This window comes from Halomonas sp. AOP7-E1-9 (assembly GCF_052376035.1).
Taxonomy (GTDB): domain Bacteria; phylum Pseudomonadota; class Gammaproteobacteria; order Pseudomonadales; family Halomonadaceae; genus Vreelandella; species Vreelandella citrativorans.
In genome coordinates, this window is sequence record NZ_JBQSVC010000011.1 from 65,327 (window position 1) to 84,958 (window position 19,632).

Genomic DNA, 19,632 nt, shown 5'->3' on the forward strand with positions numbered 1-19,632 from the left:
ATGTCCACCACCCCTAAACGCAACGTAATTATTATTGGTAACGGTATGGTCGGCCACCACTTGGTCGAACAGTTGGTTGAAAACGGCGCCTTGTCGCAGATGAACGTCACTGTGTTTGGCGAAGAGCGCCACCGTGCTTATGATCGCGTGCACCTTTCTGAATACTTCAAGGGCCGCGACGCTGAAGCGCTGGCCCTGTGCGATGCCGACTACTACGCAAGCCATGGCGTGACATTCAATAGCAGCGAAGCGCTGGTCTCCATCGACCGCGCGGCAAAAACGGTCACAACCAAGCGCGGCCATTACGCCTATGATCATCTGGTACTCGCCACCGGCTCCTACCCCTTCGTGCCGCCCATTCCCGGTAACGATCGCGAAGGCTGTCTGGTGTATCGCACGCTGGATGACCTGGACGCCATCCGCGAGGCGGCGCAAAGTGCGGCCACCGGCGTTGTGGTGGGCGGCGGCCTGCTGGGTCTGGAAGCGGCCAACGCGCTGCGCGGTTTGAATCTGGAAACCGCGGTGATCGAGTTCGCCCCACGCCTGATGCCCATGCAGGTGGATAGCGAGGGCGGCGAACTGCTGCGCGAAAAGATCGAAGCACTGGGTGTTCAGGTACTCACCGAGCGTGCCACTCAGCGCATTGAAGATGGCGCAACCAGCCGTCATCGCATGGTGTTTCAGGATGACAAAATACTGGAAACCGACCTGATCGTGTTCTCGGCGGGTATTCGCCCGCGTGATCAGCTTGCCCGCGAGTGTGGCCTGGAAATCGGCGAGCGCGGCGGCGTAGTGATCAACGATCAGTGCCAAACCAGCGACCCGGCGATTTTAGCCATTGGCGAAGTGGCGCTGTGGAATCAGAGCATTTTTGGCCTGGTGGCGCCTGGCTATCAGATGGCCAAGACAGCGCTTTCGACGCTCACCGGTGGCGACGCTTCTTTTACCGGTGCTGATATGAGCACCAAGCTCAAGCTGTTAGGCGTGGATGTCGGCTCGATTGGCGATGCCCATGGCAACCAAAACCCCGGCGCGCGGATGTTTCGCTACCTTGACCCGCTTACCCAGATTTACCGCAAGATGGTGGTCTCAAGCGACGGCAAAAAGCTTCTGGGCGCCATGCTGGTGGGCGATAACAGCGCTTACGATACCCTGCTGCAGTACTACGCCAACGGTATCAAGCTACCCAAAGAGCCCGCCTCGCTGATTCTGCCGCAAAGCGGCGCGGCCCCCACACTTGGCCCGGACGCACTGCCGGCCACCGCGACGATCTGTTCATGCCATAACGTTACTAAGGCCAGCATCTGCAGCGCCATTGACGCAGGCGCCAGCGACTTGGCATCCGTTAAAGGTGACACCCGCGCCAGCACCGGCTGCGGTGGCTGCGCGTCGCTTTTGAAAAGCGTGGTGGATCATGAGCTGGCTGCACGCGGCGTTGAGGTGGACAAGTCGATTTGCGAGCACTTTCAGCACACCCGTCAGGAGCTTTACGACATTGTGCGCGTTGAGGGCATCAAGACCTTCAGTGAGCTGATCGAAAAGCACGGCGTGACTGGCGCTCACAGCTTGGGCTGCGATATCTGCAAGCCCGCCGTCGGTTCCATTCTCGCCTCCTGCTTTAACGAGCCGATCACCGATGCCGCGCATATCCCGCTTCAGGATACCAACGATACCTTCATGGCCAATATGCAGAAAAACGGCACTTATTCGGTGGTGCCGCGCATCGCAGGCGGGGAAATCACGCCGGATAAACTGGTGGTGCTGGGACAGGTAGCGCAAAAGTATGGCCTTTATAGCAAGATCACCGGCGGCCAGCGGATTGATCTGTTCGGCGCCCGCCTGGAAGACCTGCCTGATATCTGGGGCAAGCTGATCGAAGCTGGCTTTGAAACCGGCCACGCCTACGGCAAGTCGCTGCGTACGGTGAAATCCTGCGTGGGCAGCACCTGGTGTCGCTACGGCGTTCAGGACAGCGTGGGCATGGCGATCAAACTTGAGAACCGCTACAAGGGCCTGCGCGCACCTCACAAGATCAAGTTTGGCGTATCAGGCTGTACCCGCGAGTGCGCTGAAGCGCAAAGCAAGGATATCGGCATTATCGCCACCGAAAACGGCTGGAATCTCTACGTGTGCGGCAACGGCGGCATGCGCCCACGCCATGCAGAGCTGTTTGCCACCGATCTTGACGACGAAGCCCTCTACCGCACCATCGACCGTTTTCTGATGTTCTACGTGCGCACGGCGGATCGCTTGCAGCGTACCTCGGTATGGCGGGAAAACCTGGAAGGCGGGCTGGAGTATCTGAAAGAGGTAATTCTCGACGACCGCCTGGGCATGGGTGATGAACTGGAGCGCCAGATGCAAACCGTGGTGGATAACTATCAGTGCGAATGGGCGGGCGCCATCAGTGACCCGGATAAGCTCAAGCGCTTTAGAAGCTACGTTAACGACAGCCGCCCCGACCCATCGATCATCATGACCAGTGAGCGCGGCCAGCTACGGCCTGCCTAGGGTTTGTTACGAAAAGTCGCTGAGCGAAGACCAGACAAGGCAAAAATTAGCGAAAAAACGGAGTTTACGAGTGTAAATGAGTATTTTGAGCTGATTTTTAACGCCGTATGGTCGAGCGCAAGCAGTTTTCGTACAAAGACTAATCGACATCACTTTAAAGGGGCTACTCCATGACCGCTACCGCAATGAAGCAAGCAACAGTTATACAAAGCAGAAAGGCACCGACCGGCCAGAAACTGTGCAGTAAAGCCGATCTGGTCGCGTTTTCCGGGGTTGCTGCGTGGCTTGAAACACCACAGGGGCCGAAGCAAGTCGCACTATTCTATTTGCCGGGCTTTGAGCGTGAGCTTTACGCCATTGATCACCACGACCCGTTTTCCAACGCCAATGTGGTCGCCCACGGCATTGTGGGCGATATAAAGGGCGCCGCCGTGGTGGCTTCACCCATTTATAAGCAGCACTTTCGTTTGGAAGACGGCCAGTGTCTGGAAGATGAGAGCGTCACGCTACGCACCTGGAAGGTGAGTTTTAAAGGGGTTGATGTGTGGATTGAGGAATAAGCCACATAGGCGAAGATGCCCATGCAAGAAGCAGCTTCATCTTTCCCTGCCGTGCCGTTAACGGGCAAAAACACCTTGGACAATGCGCATTTTTTCCTGACGCGTTCGCTCCAGGTGTTCCGTTAGATAAACAGCCGCTTGTTGATTATCCCCCGCCTCCAGCAGATCAAGAATCGCCAAGTGCTCTTTATACTCAGGCACTGGCGATTCACGCCGGGCATAAACGTGGTATTCAATCAGGCGACGCAACCGGTTAGCGCGCTTAAGGCTCTCAATCAGAAACTGATTATTTGAGCCGTTAACGATGCTTTCATGGAAGTAGGTGCCGTTTATATACATTTGACGTTCAGATATCGTGCTACCTTTTTGAGACACTGCCTCCGTTAACGATTCCCTTAACTGCCTGAAGGCTTTCTTATTAATCTGGTAGCCAGGCTCTCTTAACGCGGCGGGCTCAATTAACAAACGAAAACGAAAACACTGATCATACGTTGCTTGAGAGGTTAAGAATTCGTTAAATTCCCAGCCATAGCCCAAAAGCCTGGACACCCAGCCTTCAGCCTCCATGGCATGCATCGCTTGAAGAATCGTGCTGCGACCAAGCGTATATTTCTTGGCAAGTTCCGCCTCGGTAATTTTCCCGGCGATCTGATTATTTAAATAATCGATGCCAATCGTAAAACACAGTGGCGAGATAGAAGAGCCTTGCTCTAGCGGCTCGTCAGCATCGGCAAAAAGCCCACGCTTGGTATCCACTAAAAAGAAGCCGCGATTAGGCTGGCGCTTCACCACCCCCTGCTCTTCCAAAAACTGGAAGGCCGCACGAATGGGTGTACGGGAGACCTTCAATTTCGTTACATAGCTCGCCTCCGTCAGGTGGCTCCCTACGGGTATAGCCTCTTCATTAATCAACGTGTGAATACGCTTTGCCAAACGCTCAGCGGTAAGAGGTGATGCGCTATTAACCACGACCTATCCTTTACGCGCTTGGCGCGACCGAAGCACCCTGAATATTATGCTTGGCTAACAAGCGAGCAACGTCCCCTTCCGCTTTTGCCTCTTCAATGAACGCGGATAGAAAAGCAGCGGCTTCCCGAGGCCGGTTTTTCGGAACGCCCATCGCCTGCTGGATCGTCATAAAGTGCCCAGGCAACAGCCGCAAACCACCAAACTCCTCAATACCCGCTTCCAGCTGTTGCTTCACGCCTGCGGCGATATCCAACTTGTGTTCAATAAAGAACGCCACCACTTTCGGAGAAGTAGGTGCTCTAACCAGCTCGGCGTGTTGAATAGCGCGGCTAAGGTAAAGATCATAAGCACTGCCCTTACCAACCACGATCTTCTGTCCATGGCGGTCAGCCTCTTGCTGATCAGTAATTGGCGAATCCTCGCGCACCAGATAGCAGCCTTCAATCAGCACATAGGGCGCAGTAAATTGAATACTTTCAGCACGCTTGGGGTCTAGCGCAAAAAAGCCCATATCGGCCTTTTCATCGCTGACAACGGCAACGGCCTCACCGGCGGAAGCATATACTTGAAGCTCAAGCTCAACGTCCAGCCTGTGCGCAATCATCTTTGCCAAATCAACCGAAACGCCGTAGGGCTGCTGATCAGCATCGAGCCTCGCCAAAATTGGGTTACCCACGTTAATAGTGGTGCGCAACACGCCGGTAGGCGCCATTAGATCTCTTAAGCGGTTAATATCGTTCACTTATCACTTTCCTTATGAAGGGTTTGGCCAGCATTACTCAGGCCAATGTTTTTTTCAGTAGAGAGGGAATAACGCCGCCTTCTTTAAGCAGTACAATTTCTGCCTGCGTATCGACCTGGGCGATAGTCATTAGCGACTCTATCTCGCCTTCCGCTCTTAAAATATTAACCGTAATTCGAGTACGAGGGGTTAGCGTTTCGGCCTGCGCCTGAATGTCGATTTGATCACCCGGCTCAATATTCAGCGTGGTTGAGCTAACGCCCGCGGGTAAGCTCAGCGGCAAAATTCCCATGCCGATCAAGTTTGAGCGGTGAATACGCTCAAAACTTGCGGCGAGCACCGCACGAACGCCCAGCAACCGCTGACCTTTTGCAGCCCAGTCTCGCGATGACCCCATACCGTAGCGCTCACCCGCGACGATCACAACGGACTCATCGGCTTCACGGTAGCGCCTGGCTGCCTCAAAAAGAGGCATAACATCGCCGCTGGGTAGATGACGCGTATGTGCAACCGGTGCATCAGGGGCGAGATAGTTTTTTAACGTTTTATTGTGGAAGGCGGCCCTTACCATGACCTCCCAATTGCCCCGGCGTGAGGCAAATACGTTCAGATCGTCACGACGTTCACCGCGCTCAACCAGATAGTCAGCGACACGGCTATCAGCCGGGATGGCGCTGGCAGGTGAGATATGGTCGGTCGTGACATCATCACCGACTATCAGCAGCGGGTAAGCAGTGTAATGGCCTAGCTGGCTGCCCTCGGATACCGAAGCAAACGGTGGGCGGCGCAGCGTGTTAGAGGCTTCCTCCCATGGGAAGGTCGCTGTTTTAGGCGCATCCAGAGCCTCCCAACGGGTGTTACGGCTTGCCTGTTTGAAATCTTTTGCAAAATCGGCAGCGTTCAGCGCCTCGGCTAACGCGGCATCGACGTCTTCCCTGGCAGGCCATAGGTCACGCAGGTAGATACTCCTACCTTCATACTCCGCCAGTGGCTTTTTGAAATCATGCTCGGCATTACCGGCCAAGGCAAAACCCACGACCAGCGCAGGCGACATGATAAACCCCAGGTCAAGATCTGGGTGCACGCGTCCTGGGAAGTTTCGATTCCCCGACAGCATTGCTACTGCACGGCAGTTGCCTGCTTCCTGTGCCTGCCTGATCCCTGGGGGCAATGGCCCCGAGTTACCGATACAGGTAGTACACCCATACCCGACGATATCAAAACCGATAGCGGCCAGATCTTCCATTAGCCCTGCCCGTTTGAGATAGGTAGCGGCTGCTGGTGAGCCTGGAGCAAGCGAGGTTTTTACCCAAGCAGGCGGTGTTAATCCATAGCGGCGAGCCTTTCTGGCCAATAGCCCTGCGGTGATAATAAGGCGTGGATCGCTCGTGTTGGTGCAGCTGGTAATGGCAGCAATCGCTACGGGGTGGCGGGGCAGGTTTGAAACTGCGCGGTGAAGTGCTGCATTTGGCTTAAATTCAAGCTGTGACAACACTTCTCCCATATCGGTGTAGTCATGCACATCCTGGGGTCGCGTAGGCCCGGCGACCTGTACACCAATCCCGCTTAAATCAATCTCTATACACTGTGTATAGGTAGGCTGCTCATCGGCTTCAAACCAAAGCCCTGTCGCTTTGCAGTAGTGCTTTACCCGTTCAACGGCTTCTCTTGAACGCCCTGTTTGGTCAAGATAGCGCAGGGTTTGCTCATCCACCGCAAAAAAACCAGTAGTGGCACCGTACTCAGGCGCCATATTAGCCACGACAGCACGATCACCGGCCGTTAAGGTGCCCACGCCCGGCCCAAAAAACTCAACGAACTTGCCCGTTACGTTTAGCGCCCTCAAGCGCTGAGTAACTATCAGCGCCAAGTCGGTGGCCTGTGCTTGCGGCGCCAGTGTGCCTGTCAACTTAACCCCCACCACGTCGGGAATGCGTAGCATGGTGGGGACACCAAACATTACCGTTTCCGCCTCAAGCCCACCTACCCCCCAGCCCAATACACCAATGCCGTTAATCATTGGCGTATGGCTATCAGTACCTATCATCGTATCGGGCACCATCCAGCGTTCGCCGCCACGCTCGTGAGTGGTTACGACGGTGGCCAGTTGCTCAAGGTTTAGCGTATGCATAATACCGGTGCCCGGCGGGTGAATGGTCACGCCTTCAAGTGCACTAGAGGCCCAGCGTAAAAAACGATACCGCTCGTGGTTACGACGCATTTCATGCTGAAGGTTGTCTTCTGAGGCGCTGCTGCTGGCGAACACCTCTACAGCAAGCGAATGATCTACTGAAACATCTACCGGTAAATGTGGCTTAAGCACTTCAGGGTCACCCCCTGCCTCACGTATCGTGTCACGCATAGCGGCAATATCCACTAACGCAGGTGTGCTCGTTGTATCGTGCATCAATATCCGCCCCGACTGAAAGGCGATTTCATCACTGCTCGTGCCGTTTTCCAGCCACCTCAAAAGCGCTTGAGAACTGCGCTTACGCTCCTCCCCCGCCGTATTACGCATAATATTTTCAAGCAGAAGGCGCAGCACATAGGGCAGCTTGTGAAGCGTCTCGCCGAGTAGTTTAGGTAGTTCGATAATCGCGTAACCATGGCCCTTGAACGTCAAATAGCCATGCGTGTAGTGGGTTAGCTTCTCAAGCTTGTGCATAGTTCATGCCGCCGTATCTGACGATTGTCGTTATTAACTGATGAGTCGATCTCAGGCGCCATAATTGCACTTTATTAACCAAAAATACAATATAGTGTTTTAGCCGACTTTCTGTTTTGAAGAAATCTCCTGTTGGTTTTCCCAACGAAAACGCCGCCTAATAGGCGGCGTTAGAAGCGCTTTACAACCATTAACCGTTAAGCATTAAGAAAATCGATCAGCGCTTTATTAAACTCGTCAGCGTGGGTTGTGTTAATCGCATGCGGGCCGCCTTCACTAGCGCTGGTACCTGCTTTTCCCAGGAACGGCCGCTTAATGGCCACCCATGGAGAAGCACCACAGGCTTGCCTGCACCGTATACCTCGTAATAAATCTCTACCGGCGTTCCCTGTTCTGTACCCGCGCTTAACACTGGCATCGTTAGCCCCTCCTGATTGGCTGCGTATTGATTAACGGCATGCCTTCAAGGTAGTACACGCTTTTTAACGTTACCAAGGTAAGCAGCACAGAGCGTTGCTGGGCTTTATAACGCCGCTTTCAGCAGATTGCCTTCAAGGCGCACTGATATACCAGGCAATCAACGCGCTTGTCGGCCACTTGGGAGTGCGCTGGCAAGATATCCATGGCATCGAAGCTGGCTTTCTGCAACACATGCTGAGAGGCATCGTTCTCGACAGAAACAATCGCCGTTAGCGTAGTGAGGCCATAGACACCGCGCGCTTCCTTCATTAGATGCTTAAGCGCCCTATAAGCAACTCCTTGACCGCAGGCACTTTTTGCAATGCGATAACCTACCTTCGCTTGGTGTTCGTCAATATCGCGCAAATTGGCGCGGCCGATAAGCATTCCTCTCTTGCGTATCAACAGCGGGCTCATTCGACGCTGGGCATTCAGGGAAAGGCACTCAACAATATGCTGTGAGACGCCTTGAGGCGTATAAAAATGCCTATAACGCGCTTCAATATGCTGCTCAAACCAGGCACGTTCGGCGGTTTCAAACGCCAACAGGTCGACAGCGTCTTCAGGGGTTAATAGCGAAAAGGTTAAGTCCTTGGCATGACGCATAACGTCCTTCTCTTTGTGAGTACTTTGTCACTCGCCTTTGTGGCCTTAATGCATAGCATTCGTTGGTTCAAAGATGACAAATATTGCTATGCTTGCGGGTTATATCACTGGCGGTGGGGCCAAATATCCATGAAAACAGAAACGCGTACACTGGCATTTTCCGCCTTTATGGCGCTCTTGATTGGCTGTGCCGGGATTACCGCTACACTCGCCTCCAATTCCCAAGCTATTTTGCTCGATGGGTTATTTAACCTAATCTACTTTAGTGTAGCTTTAGTGACGATCAAGGTGAGTAAATTAGCCAGCCGCCCTGATAGTGAATCTTATCCGTTTGGATACAGTTACTTCGAGTCGCTGGTTAACCTGTGTAAAGGGTTATTAATTCTGGGTGTTTCCATCTTTGCTTTGGTCGATGCCATTGTCGCGCTCCTCTCTGGCGGGCGAGAGATTGCAGCGGGCCTTGCGGTCATCTATGCCCTGTTTGCCACGCTTGCCTGCTCGCTGACCGCTTGGGTAATGCACCGCAGTCAACGCTATACCGCAAGCCCTCTGATCGCGGCCGACAAACTTAACTGGATCGTCAATAGTGTGATTTCCGCAGCAGTTCTCGCGGCATTTTGCCTGGTCGTACTCCTTGAGCAGTTAAATTTGAACACGCTAGTGCCGTATATCGATTCGGTACTGGTTATTGCGGTCGTCGTGCTGTGCCTGGGCGTGCCTGTACGCATGGCCTCCCAAGCGCTGCAGGAGTTACTCAATAAAACGCCCGAAGAAGCCATTGCTGCCCCTGTGCGCGACGCTATCTCTCAGGCACTGGCAGAAACGCATACCCAAGAAGTCCGTGTGCGTATGGTACGTCCAGGGCGCCTGCTTTACGTTATGGTGCACGTGGTGCTGCCTGATGAAGGCATCACCACGTCGTTAACCGCTCAGGATGACCTACGCGCACGGATTGATGAGCAGGTGCGCCGCTGCTACGTACCGGTCGTATGCGATGTGGTGTTTACCGCAGACACGCTGTGGGCAGCGCCCTCTTGTGGGTTGCTGATTGAGCGACACACGTAAGCAAAGCGCACGATTTATGGCTGGCGAATGGCCGTCAGCCGCTTGGAAGGCTTGTTCCGGCCGATGAGCAGCAAACTAACCGTGGCAATGGAACCCACCAGTAACGCCCCGCCAAATAGCGTCAATGCGGCTACATGGCCTACTGAATCAACAAGGGCACCCGTTGTCATTACTGGGAGGCTAAATCCCACATACGCCATCAAAAAATAGCCGGCGCTTGCCTGGGTAGAAGACGGGCCAGCAATGGCTAGCACTCCGCTTAAGCCACCCAAATAGATAAACCCATAGCAGGCGCTGCTGGCCGCAACTGCTCCCAGTAACACAGCTACCAGGCTTCCCTGAAGGGCGCCCCAGGCAATTAATCCGTAGGCGAGAGGTAAAATCATCAACCCCAGCATCGTGGCCTTCACGGGCGCCAAGGCGCGTGCCCAAGGCTGAAACAGTACTCCACAGCTGCAAATGCCAAACGTGGCAAAACCACTCCAGGGTGTTAAACCGCTCTGGCTTAACGTGGAGGGCAATATAGCAATCACCAACCCTACGGTTGCCCATGCAAGTAAAATGGCCAGCCCAAAGCTCAGTGTTCCCGGCGGATAACCTGGCAGTCGCCACATCGCACTTTGGGTAGCAGCAGGTGCGATATTTTTTAGTGGCATCACTGCAACTAACGCAATGGTGCCTACGCCCAGATACAGCCATAGGCTTGGCGGCGTCACACTGGACGTATGGAGAATAAACAAACTGGTAACCGCCGCACCCAAACCAAACCCAAGTGCGGTACTGGACGTTACGTACGTCGTTGCCATGCGACTGTCGTCACTATTAAGTAACCGATGCATATATCCAGGCGCGACGGCTGAGGTCAGCCCGGTGCCAATGCCTAATAAAAAGCGCGCAACCCCCAGCGTTATCAAGCCAGGCATCAACAGGGTTAGCGCAGTGGCACTTAAACAGAGCAGAAGCGCGACAATGATGAGCAGTTTAGGCCCCACCCGATCCGCCAGCCCATTAAGCCCCAGCAATACCGGCATGACGCCCGCGACGTAACAAGCAAACGCGAGTGTGGCTGCGCCCACGCCGACGCCTGCTTTCGCCGCCAGGAGATCGTAAAGCGGTGCCTGTAAATTAACCGCAGTGGTAATCATAAATAGTGCAAAAGCCAACCGGGGCGCGTTATATCGGTCCATCTTTTTTCCTAAACGGGTCATGGGTTAAGCCATTACGCTCGCACCCATCCCGCCTAGAGGTAAGGTACACTTGTCCATCATTACCCAAGCACTGTTCCTGCGTTTTTGAGAACAATGGCCGGCAGCAGAGATGTTTATGAAACTTCAGGTCGACCGACATGCCGCTTCCCCAATTGCGCAGCAGCTTGAAGAGAGTATTCGCCATTGGATTCAAGAGAATGGAGCGGGCGGGCGTCGCTTACCTTCCATACGCCGCCTAGCGGCAGACCTCAATATTAGCCGTAATGCGGTTATTGACGCCTACGAACGGTTGGTGGCTATTGGCCTGGTTCGCTCAAGACCCGGCTCCGGGTTCTTTATCTCTGATGGCGCTGCTGTTACCCCCCAACCATCGTTAGCCTCTACCCCTCTTCAAGAAGTTACCAATGGGCTGTGGGGGCTTTTTAGCGCTAATGAGTATTCGCTAAAACTGGGCTGCGGGTGGTTGCCTAATGCTTGGCGCGAGAGCGAATACCTGACCTACGCCATTCGCCAAGTGGCGCGTAAAAGCCAATCAGGAATTTTTGAATACAGCACGCCCCAAGGACTGCAGGAGCTTCGCAGCTTAATCCAGGAGCGCTTGCGCCCCCTCGCAATATCGGCAAGTGCTGAGCAAATTGTCATGACCAGCGGCGGCAGCCATTCACTGGATTTATTGGTGAGAATGCTGCTTGAACCCGGCGACGTGGTGTTTGTGGAATCGCCGGGCTATTACAACCTATTCGGCTTGCTGCATTTACAGCGCGTTCGCGTGATAGGAATACCGCGCCTTGCTGATGGGCCGGATATTAACCGTTTGGAAGCCCTCTTAGCAGAGTACCATCCCAAGCTTTTTTACGTGAACAGCGTGTTTCATAACCCTACCGGCAGTACGCTCACACCGGCGACTGCACATCGCGTTTTACAGCTCGCCGAGCAGTACGATTTCACGATTGTAGAAGACGATATCTACGCTGATTTTCAGCACACCCCGACCACACGGCTCGCCGCACTGGATGGTCTTAAACGGGTTATTTACCTGTCCAGCTTTTCCAAAACGCTCACCTCATCGCTGCGGGTCGGCTTTATAGCCGCCCCGCCTTCACTAGTGCAACGGCTTGTGGATATCAAGATGTTAACCAGCATTTCCTCCTCGCGCTTTGCTGAGCAGGTGCTGATCACGCTGCTTCAAAACGGCAGCTATCGAAAACTCACTGAACGCTTAAGAACCCGGCTCTCCAACCAGATGGCACTGGCGTTTACGCAGCTCAAGCAAGTCGGTTGGGAGGTATTCACTGAACCGGCAGGCGGCATGTTTGTATGGGCCAAATCGCCGGTGGAGAAGGAAGCACTAATGGAGAGCGCACGCCGTTTTGACATTATGCTATCGCCCAGCCACTTGTTTTTCCCTGACAATCAAACAACGTCATGGCTGCGCCTGAATATCGCCTATCTGCAGGATCCAAGAGCCAAAGCGTTTATTGCCGCCAATAGCGATCAAGGCAACACGCCAAAATAGGTCATCAAACCAACAATAACGCTGATGGTGACAAAGGACATGAGCGTGCTCGCCATCAATGCACCGGCAGCCACGTTTCCCATACCATAACGCTGCCCCAGTAAAGGATAGACACTTGCCATGGGCGCGCTGGCAAACAGCAGTGCACCAGCGATAAGTAACGCGTCATTACCTGCAATCAACCACATGCAGATAAACACGCCAAGCGGATGAAGGATCAACTTGCCCGTGACGATCTGGCTCACCTCGCCCACTACGCCACGTATTTGCAGTCCGTAGAGTGCGCCACCGATGGCAAACAATGCAGCAGGACCTGCCGCGGTTGCCAGCATATCGACTGCTCGAATAACAGGGGCGGGTAGAGGTGTGTCGGTTACAGCAATCAATACCCCAATAAACAAGCCAATCAAGATAGGGTTCTTGGCCAATCGGCGAAGCGTTTTTTGCAGGGTTTTAATAACGCCATGCCCGGCTTGCTGTCCTACCTCTGCAAGAATAAGCGCCAGCGGGATGATCAATAAATTCTCGATGATCATATTCAAGGCTAAAAAATTAGCGGCGGGAGGGCCGATAATCATTACCGCAACCGGATATCCACTAAACGCGCTATTTGATGCGGACATTCCCAGCGCGCTAATACTTCCGGTCGTAAGCGTTTGCTTTTTCAACATTACGCTATAACCCAGTGCAGCGGCAAAAACACCCAGCGACCCAAGCCCGTAAGCTAACAGGTAACGGATGTTAAACACCTCTTCAAGAGGATTTTGGGTAAGGGCACGGATCAACAGCGCAGGGAGCGCGATATACAGCACAAACCGCCCAACTCCCTGCATTTGCTCGCGGTCAAGAATGCGAATTCGCATGGAAAAATAGCCGACGCCAATCAGCAAAAAAAATAGGCGCAATGATGACAGCGACGTCAAGCATCAGGTTGGCTACGGAGAGGATATAGCGCCATCAAACCTTCCTTTCTAACCCGAAAGCGGAGCATTAAATAAGGCAGCATGCCATTATCAGAGATGCTTAATGGCTTAATGAGTCAGTTCAACAAGCTCATCGTAAAGAGCCTTTGGCAACGTAACACCGTTTTGCAGGCTATTTTCACGCGCCTTAAAACGGCGCTGGGAAGGTAAGCGAGCGCCCTGCCCGAGGATATTATCAAACAGTACCTCTGCATGCTGAAGATGGTGTTCGGCGTCTTTCCCCAAGAATACCTCTGGCGATATGGCGATAATCAGCTCGCCATGAAAGGGTTTGCCGGTTTTCTGCTCGTTGGCAGCCTGAGTTTCATGGCCCAGTACATCGCCAATCAGCGGCCCGGCCAGCAGTTCAATCATGGTAGAAAGCGCCGAGCCCTTGTAGCCACCAAAGGTTAGCATGGCGCCCGCGAGTGCCGCTGCCGGATCACTGGTGGGGCTACCTTTATCATCTATCGCCCAATCAGAAGGAATCGTTTTCCCAGCGCGCTTATGCAACTCGATTTCACCCCGCGCTACAACGCTAGTCGCAAAATCGAACGTATACGGCGTGCCACCCGGCCGCGGCCATGAAAATGCGATAGGATTTGTGCCCAGTAGCGGCTTAGTGCCACCTGCTGGTGCAACAAACGCATGGCTTGGGGTCATAGCGATGCCGATCAAACCTTCGCTGGAGAGCGCCTCCACTTCAGGCCACAGCGCTGAAAAATGAAAGCTGTTATTAATCGCAAGTGCCGCAATGCCCGTGCGGTTGGCCTTTTCAACAAGGCTTTGTTTACCCTGTTCAAATGCCAATAACGAGCACCCTTGATGAGCGTTCACTTTAACAACACTAGCTGCCTGATCGATAATTTCCGGCGTTGCGTGCGTGTCCACCCCGCCATTGCGGGCCGTGTTAACACAGCCAATCAGCCTATATAGGCCATGTGAGTGACACTCATCACGCTGAGCGGCCAGTACATTACGTGTAATGGCTTCCGCGTGAGCCTGACTATAGCCATTATGTTGAAGCACATTGAGACTCAGGGCTTCAGCATCTTTCAATGAAAGGGTAATTTCTTCACTCATCATCTACTCCTGCGAATTTTAATTGTTAGATGCACACTTGATAAAAAAGCAGGTAATTACTTACCTGCTTTGGGTCTTGACTAGTGGATGACTTCCGATGATCTCAAAGAGATATCAGGCTTCTCGCTTACCATCTACCAATCGGCTAACTTTCAGCGGATTGCTTTCTTGCAACGCGCTTGGCAATAAGCTTTCTGGCAGTGACTGATAGCATACCGGACGCAAAAAGCGCTTGATCGCGGCGGTGCCTACCGAAGTAGTACGGCTATCGGACGTTGAAGGGTAAGGGCCGCCGTGAACCATGGCATGGCAAACCTCTACGCCAGTTGGCCAGCCATTGGCAAGAACCCGCCCTGCTTTACGCTCAAGCGTGGGCAACAACGTTTTTGCCGCGTCAATATCGGCATCATTCATATGCAGCGTGGCCGTTAGCTGGCCTTCCAACTGCTCGGCCACATGCTTCACTTCGGCCATATCCTGGCACTCGATGATCAGTGAGCTCGCGCCAAACACCTCTTCCTGAAGCACTTCAGACGCGAGGAAATTACTTGCCGACGTGGCAAATAGGCCCGTTTGGCACTGATAGCTGCCGCTGCCGGTTAGGCCACGGGCGACTTCACTCACATTGGCCTCACCGCTCAGTGCGGAAACGCCTTTTTGATACGCGTCATGGATGCCCGGTGTCAGCATGGTTTGCGCACCGCTGCCTTCCACCGCTTTTTGTGCCGACTGAATGAATGAATCCAGACCCGGACCTTTGACGGCGATCACCAAGCCGGGGCTGGTGCAGAACTGGCCAGCCCCCATATTGAGTGAGCCAACGAATGCCTCGCCCAACGCCTGGCTGTTTTCCTTCAGCGCTGCGGGTAGTAAAAAGACCGGGTTGATGCTGCTCATCTCAGCGTAAACAGGAATAGGCTGGGGGCGATTTTGAGCCGCCTGCATCAGCGCCGTGCCGCCACTGCGTGACCCAGTGAAACCTACTGCCTGAATACGTGGGTCGGTGACCAGCGCCTGACCAATTTCATTACCCGAACCAAACAGAAGCGAGAACACGCCTTCCGGCAGGTTGCAGGCTTTCACTGCTTTTTGGATCGCCCGGCCCACCAGCTCGGACGTGCCGGGGTGAGCGGAATGGCCCTTCACTATTACCGGGCAGCCCGCCGCCAGCGCAGAGGCGGTATCGCCACCCGCTACAGAGAATGCCAGGGGGAAGTTGCTGGCACCAAACACAGCCACCGGCCCCAAAGCGATATGGCGCTGGCGTAAATCAGCACGCGGCAGCGGCTGACGATCCGGCATGGCAGGGTCGATACGTACATCCAACCACTCACCAGCGCGCACTACCGATGCAAATAAGCGTAACTGACCACAGGTTCTGCCACGCTCGCCAGCAAGACGTGCTTGCGGAAGACCGGATTCCGCCATGGCACGTTCGATCAGCTCATCACCAATTGCTTCAATCTCATTGGCAATGGTTTCAAGAAAGGTGGCGCGTGCTTCCAGTGAAGTTTCGCGATAGGTATCCAGTGCATCCCAGGCAAGCTTAGTGGCCTGTTCAACATGGCTTCGGTCTCCGCCTACGTAGACCGGCTCAAGCAACTCACCCGTAGAAGGGTTAGTAGCCTGGATATTGCGCTGTGTGCCGGTGACAACCTGCTGACCGATTAAGAGTTTGCCTTCCAGTGCCATGGTCGATCTCTCCTGATAGATTCGCGTAGGGCATCACCTTTAAACGCACCTACTTGTAAGAATAGTAAGTTTTATATGCTCGGCTTAAATGTTGATACATGGCAGCATTGGCCGCCTTTGGATCACGGGCCAGAATTGCCTCAAGAATGTCAGAGTGTTCCTGGCTTACTCTTTGCAGGTACTGGTATGTCGTTTGCAAATCCACTTCCACTGACATCAACTTAGCGCGAGGAATTGTGCCTACATCCCACTGCTCATAAATGGTGGCAAACGCTGGGTTATGCGTTGCCTGCGCGATAGCTGCGTGGAAGGCCAGATCTTCCTCTCGTGCCTGCGTCGCGTGCTTACACGCCTGAATAAAATCTTGATGCAGGCTTATCAGGCGTTGTTTATCTTGCTCATCGTGCCGATTGGCGGCCAAAGCAGCCACCTCGGGTTCAATAGTCAGACGTAGCTCAAGAATATTTAAAATATCCTCGATAGTGCTCAGTCGAATTTTCTTACCCGAAGCCTTGCTTTCAGGAAGCGAACGCAACACGCGTGTTCCAATTCCACGGCGGGTTTCAACAAGCCCCTGCGATTTTAAGTGAGTGATAGCTTCACGAATGACCGTACGACTAACCCCGAACATGTCACATAGCGCGCCTTCTGGTGGGAGCTTATCTCCCACCGGGATTTCCTGGCCTGCAATAATACTTTCCAATTGCAGGGAGACCTGTCGCGACAAGCTACCACCATGCACTAAAGGTTTTATGCCAAGATTTTTCATGCTTCACTAACTCTCACGTAGATCAAAGTTCAGGCTTGCTTAATGCCCTCCATAATATGTACCACTATATAACAACCCATACGTTTTTTAATCATACATATGACGATCAGTCATCAGGATGGCCTGAAGCAGCGAATTTTCCACCCTGATAAACCACTTCTGGTGAGTTAGGGTCTGCTGCTTGCCCCCCCTTGGATTCAATTTCCTCGCGCCACTGCTCAGAGCTATGGCGCGGCTTCCAACCCAAAAACGAAACCAGCTGGTTATCCCACCACTGTTCAGCGTTATCAGAAGCGCCATAAATGACGGAATTCCCCAGCTTGGGCGCCTGAAACGCACGCTCAAACAGAGCCAGTAAATCCTCAACATGGAGCCAAGTCGCCAGCATGCGAGCATCAGCCGGTTTAGGGAAACAGGATCCGATTCGGATACTTAGCGTTTCAATACCAAATTTATCGAAGTAGAGGCTCGCCAAGTCTTCTCCAAAACACTTTGAAAGACCATAAATAGAATCAGGGCGGCGCGGCACTTGTGTGTTAATTTTTTGAGTGCGCTCGTAAAAGCCAATGGTATGGTTCGAGCTTGCAAAAATGATGCGCGGCTTATTTAAATGGCGTGCTGCTTCGTAAAGATTGTAAGTACCAATAATATTTGACTGTAAAATGCCCTCCCAAGGCTTTTCAACAGAGACGCCGCCCAAGTGAATAATACCGTCACAGCCATCTACCAGCGCTTTTACGCCTTCATAGTCGGCAAGATCACATACCATCACTTCTTCATGAGCAGCCGGATCTGCGATATCTGAAATATCGGAAAGGCGCACATTCTTGGCGAGCTTGGTTAAGTAAGGACGAATCGCTTTACCCACACCACCTGCAGCACCAGTGACTAATAATTTGTTTAACATACCCATCTCCTGCTCATCTTATAGTTGCCAGGTAGTAAAATTTAATAACAACCTGCTTATAACTAGAAACCGTAGAGAAATGCCGGGTTATCTACCAATATTTTTTGCCGCGTCTCTGCATCTGCCCAATCCAAGAGAATATCCAGCTGCTCAGCATCACTTGGGTATTGTGCGCGCTGGACGCCAACATGGGGCCAGTTGGATCCCCAGATAACCCGGTCAGGCGCATGCTGGATGACGCGCTTGGCAATAGGCGATACATCTGAGTAATCTGGCCCGCCCGTCAAGCTGGTTTCATACGCACCACAGATCTTGAACCATGCATTACCCTTATCGATCAAACGCAGGATGTCATCAACACGCTGGTCATCGGCAGGCACTGGGGCAATGAACTTACCGATATGATCAATAATGTAGCGTCCTTTAATCTTTTGCAGCTCTTCATGGTAGTCAGGCAGATCACGGCCGTTAAACTGGACCATGAGATGCCAACCCATATCCTGAATAACGTTTTCTACAGCCAGCATACGATCAATACCTACCGCCCCACCTGGCAGCTGCATGATACGTGCGCCACGTACGCCCTTCTCGTGTAACCGATCAAGCTCACTTCGAGGAGTATCCGGTGTAATGACAGCTATAGCGCGTGCCACCTCAGGACCAAACTGCTCTAACGCTGCGACCAAGGCAGCGTTGTTGGTTTGGTAAGCGTTTGGCTGGGTAATAACGATACGCTCCAGGCCCAACCATTTTTGCAGCTCACGATAATTTTCAACCGTTGCCAGCTCAGCAATTTGAGGCCCGCCCTCTTGCGCCTCAAACTCTGGTAAGAAAATATGGGCATGACAATCAGTTGCTCCCGCAGGCGCCTTAAAGCGCGGGGACGGGCCAGTTAATGGGCGGGTATTTTCTGGAATTGACATCATGCCTCCTGAATTGTTTGAAAATCGCTGCTGCGGCGGCCTTTAATACTGCTTGGCAACGTTGACCAAGTCGATCAACTGATTGCGCTCTGACTCAGAAGGCATCACCAGCGGTGCACGCACGTTACCTGCAGGCTTGCCGACGATATCAGCCCCCAGTTTAACCAAGCTAACGGCATAGCCTTTTTTCTGGTCGCGTAGATCAACAAACGGAATAAAGAAATCCCGGATAATTTTCTCTACCGTCTTTTGTTCGCCGGCACGCAGTGCCTTATAAAACGTTGATGCCATATCGGGCACAAAATTAAACACCGCTGAAGAATAGGTATTAACGCCGATCGACAAATAGGCTTCCGCGAAAATCTCAGCGGTAGGTACGCCCCCAATGTATGCCAGACGGTCACCAACCATTTTCACAATCTTGTTCAGTGCCTGAATATCGCCTTTACCATCTTTAAGGCCAATCAGATTTGGGCAGGAATCGGCTAGTTGCTTGACCGACTCGGCATTCATAATGCCATTACCACGGTTATAGTAGATAACGTTGATGGACGTGCTGTTACACACTTCACGTGCATAGGCGACCAAGCCATCCTGAGGACATTCCGTTAGATAGGGAGGCATCAAGAGAATACCGTCAGCCCCGGCTTCTTCGGCAATTTTGGCCTGCGCCTTGGCCATCTCAACGCTTTGGCCTGCGCTGGCAATAATAGGTAGCTGACCACCGATAGTTTCAACCGCTGTTGTCACTACATCGCGGAAATCTTCCAGCGACAGACTGAAGAATTCGCCCGTTCCGCCAGCAACGAAGACAGCTGTAATTTCATGGCTCACAAACCACTTCAGGCGATCCTGGTAGCTCTCACGGTTAAAACAGCCTTGACTGTCGAAATCCGTAATCGGGAAAGATAGCAAGCCGTTTGAGATAGCTGTCACAGTATTTTCACGTGAAAAATTCATATATTTATTCCTGTATCATGTCTCGTTGTAATACA

At 53.0% G+C, this 19,632-nt stretch carries 16 protein-coding genes; 4 read left to right on the top strand and 12 right to left on the bottom strand.

Annotation, left to right across the window (positions count from 1 at the left end; genetic code table 11):
• Together nirB and nirD are read left to right on the top strand one after the other, a co-directional pair.
• A complete protein-coding gene (gene nirB / locus ACT3R4_RS08610) occupies positions 1–2,511 on the top strand; it encodes a nitrite reductase large subunit NirB (protein ID WP_441678489.1) in 2,511 nt (836 codons plus the stop codon).
• A gap of 170 nt (positions 2,512–2,681) precedes the next feature.
• Complete coding sequence (gene nirD, locus ACT3R4_RS08615) at positions 2,682–3,071, top strand: nitrite reductase small subunit NirD (protein ID WP_441678491.1); 390 nt, start codon at positions 2,682–2,684, stop codon at positions 3,069–3,071.
• A gap of 57 nt (positions 3,072–3,128) precedes the next feature.
• On the opposite strand, the gene ACT3R4_RS08620 is transcribed toward nirD, so the two are convergent.
• From ACT3R4_RS08620 to ACT3R4_RS08635, 4 genes are all read right to left on the bottom strand, one after another.
• Complete coding sequence (locus ACT3R4_RS08620) at positions 3,129–4,040, bottom strand: GntR family transcriptional regulator (RefSeq protein ID WP_441678493.1); 912 nt, start codon at positions 4,038–4,040, stop codon at positions 3,129–3,131.
• Positions 4,041–4,050: 10 nt separating this feature from the next.
• Positions 4,051–4,782 (bottom strand): ABC transporter substrate-binding protein, encoded by a 732-nt coding sequence (locus ACT3R4_RS08625; RefSeq protein ID WP_441678495.1) that lies wholly within the window; start codon positions 4,780–4,782, stop codon positions 4,051–4,053.
• A 37-nt stretch (positions 4,783–4,819) separates the two neighbouring features.
• Positions 4,820–7,447 carry an aconitate hydratase AcnA gene (gene acnA, locus ACT3R4_RS08630; RefSeq protein ID WP_441678497.1) on the bottom strand — a complete coding sequence of 876 codons (2,628 nt, stop codon included), beginning with the start codon at positions 7,445–7,447 and terminating at the stop codon, positions 4,820–4,822.
• Positions 7,448–7,984: 537 nt separating this feature from the next.
• Positions 7,985–8,512: a GNAT family N-acetyltransferase gene (locus ACT3R4_RS08635; protein ID WP_441678498.1), complete on the bottom strand. Its 528-nt coding sequence runs from the start codon at positions 8,510–8,512 to the stop codon at positions 7,985–7,987.
• A 129-nt stretch (positions 8,513–8,641) separates the two neighbouring features.
• On the opposite strand from ACT3R4_RS08635, the gene ACT3R4_RS08640 reads away from it, so the two are divergent.
• On the top strand, positions 8,642–9,577 hold the full coding sequence (locus tag ACT3R4_RS08640) for a cation diffusion facilitator family transporter (RefSeq protein ID WP_441678500.1): 936 nt from the start codon (positions 8,642–8,644) through the stop codon (positions 9,575–9,577).
• A 14-nt stretch (positions 9,578–9,591) separates the two neighbouring features.
• Here ACT3R4_RS08640 and ACT3R4_RS08645 read toward each other — a convergent pair whose 3' ends face one another.
• Positions 9,592–10,764, bottom strand: a complete 1,173-nt coding sequence (locus ACT3R4_RS08645) for an MFS transporter (protein WP_441678502.1) — start codon at positions 10,762–10,764, stop codon at positions 9,592–9,594.
• 136 nt (positions 10,765–10,900) lie between these two features.
• Here ACT3R4_RS08645 and ACT3R4_RS08650 point away from each other — a divergent pair, with 136 nt between their 5' ends.
• The gene (locus ACT3R4_RS08650; protein WP_441678504.1) at positions 10,901–12,301 is read left to right on the top strand and encodes an aminotransferase-like domain-containing protein; all 1,401 of its coding nucleotides are present in this window, start codon (positions 10,901–10,903) and stop codon (positions 12,299–12,301) included.
• Here ACT3R4_RS08650 and ACT3R4_RS08655 read toward each other — a convergent pair.
• The 7 genes from ACT3R4_RS08655 to kdgD all read right to left on the bottom strand — a co-directional run bounded on the left by ACT3R4_RS08655 (position 12,280) and on the right by kdgD (position 19,597).
• Entirely contained in the window at positions 12,280–13,164 is an 885-nt protein-coding gene (locus tag ACT3R4_RS08655) for an AEC family transporter (protein ID WP_441678506.1), read from the bottom strand. The genes ACT3R4_RS08650 and ACT3R4_RS08655 overlap by 22 nt on opposite strands.
• 168 nt (positions 13,165–13,332) lie before the next feature.
• On the bottom strand, positions 13,333–14,346 hold the full coding sequence (locus ACT3R4_RS08660) for an Ldh family oxidoreductase (RefSeq protein ID WP_441678508.1): 1,014 nt from the start codon (positions 14,344–14,346) through the stop codon (positions 13,333–13,335).
• 114 nt (positions 14,347–14,460) lie between these two features.
• A complete protein-coding gene (locus tag ACT3R4_RS08665) occupies positions 14,461–16,038 on the bottom strand; it encodes an aldehyde dehydrogenase (NADP(+)) (protein WP_441678510.1) in 1,578 nt (525 codons plus the stop codon).
• A gap of 49 nt (positions 16,039–16,087) precedes the next feature.
• On the bottom strand, positions 16,088–16,807 hold the full coding sequence (locus ACT3R4_RS08670; RefSeq protein ID WP_441678511.1) for a FadR/GntR family transcriptional regulator: 720 nt from the start codon (positions 16,805–16,807) through the stop codon (positions 16,088–16,090).
• 106 nt (positions 16,808–16,913) lie between these two features.
• The gene (locus ACT3R4_RS08675; protein ID WP_441678513.1) at positions 16,914–17,714 is read right to left on the bottom strand and encodes an NAD-dependent epimerase/dehydratase family protein; all 801 of its coding nucleotides are present in this window, start codon (positions 17,712–17,714) and stop codon (positions 16,914–16,916) included.
• Between the two features lie 62 nt (positions 17,715–17,776).
• The gene (locus ACT3R4_RS08680; RefSeq protein ID WP_441678515.1) at positions 17,777–18,637 is read right to left on the bottom strand and encodes an amidohydrolase family protein; all 861 of its coding nucleotides are present in this window, start codon (positions 18,635–18,637) and stop codon (positions 17,777–17,779) included.
• Positions 18,638–18,679: 42 nt separating this feature from the next.
• Positions 18,680–19,597, bottom strand: a complete 918-nt coding sequence (kdgD, locus tag ACT3R4_RS08685; protein ID WP_441678517.1) for a 5-dehydro-4-deoxyglucarate dehydratase — start codon at positions 19,595–19,597, stop codon at positions 18,680–18,682.
• Between the last annotated feature and the right edge of the window lie 35 nt (positions 19,598–19,632).

Bases quoted from the DNA above. Each gene is read 5' to 3' on its own strand.
- ACT3R4_RS08645 (WP_441678502.1), bottom strand. From the start codon at position 10,764: ATGGACCGATATAACGCGCCCCGGTTGGCTTTTGCACTATTTATGATT.
- ACT3R4_RS08670 (WP_441678511.1), bottom strand. From the start codon at position 16,807: ATGAAAAATCTTGGCATAAAACCTTTAGTGCATGGTGGTAGCTTGTCG.
- ACT3R4_RS08665 (WP_441678510.1), bottom strand. From the start codon at position 16,038: ATGGCACTGGAAGGCAAACTCTTAATCGGTCAGCAGGTTGTCACCGGC.
- ACT3R4_RS08655 (WP_441678506.1), bottom strand. From the start codon at position 13,164: ATGCGAATTCGCATTCTTGACCGCGAGCAAATGCAGGGAGTTGGGCGG.
- kdgD (WP_441678517.1), bottom strand. From the start codon at position 19,597: ATGAATTTTTCACGTGAAAATACTGTGACAGCTATCTCAAACGGCTTG.
- acnA (WP_441678497.1), bottom strand. From the start codon at position 7,447: ATGCACAAGCTTGAGAAGCTAACCCACTACACGCATGGCTATTTGACG.
- ACT3R4_RS08680 (WP_441678515.1), bottom strand. From the start codon at position 18,637: ATGTCAATTCCAGAAAATACCCGCCCATTAACTGGCCCGTCCCCGCGC.
- nirD (WP_441678491.1), top strand. From the start codon at position 2,682: ATGACCGCTACCGCAATGAAGCAAGCAACAGTTATACAAAGCAGAAAG.
- nirB (WP_441678489.1), top strand. From the start codon at position 1: ATGTCCACCACCCCTAAACGCAACGTAATTATTATTGGTAACGGTATG.
- ACT3R4_RS08650 (WP_441678504.1), top strand. From the start codon at position 10,901: ATGAAACTTCAGGTCGACCGACATGCCGCTTCCCCAATTGCGCAGCAG.
- ACT3R4_RS08675 (WP_441678513.1), bottom strand. From the start codon at position 17,714: ATGTTAAACAAATTATTAGTCACTGGTGCTGCAGGTGGTGTGGGTAAA.
- ACT3R4_RS08660 (WP_441678508.1), bottom strand. From the start codon at position 14,346: ATGAGTGAAGAAATTACCCTTTCATTGAAAGATGCTGAAGCCCTGAGT.
- ACT3R4_RS08640 (WP_441678500.1), top strand. From the start codon at position 8,642: ATGAAAACAGAAACGCGTACACTGGCATTTTCCGCCTTTATGGCGCTC.
- ACT3R4_RS08635 (WP_441678498.1), bottom strand. From the start codon at position 8,512: ATGCGTCATGCCAAGGACTTAACCTTTTCGCTATTAACCCCTGAAGAC.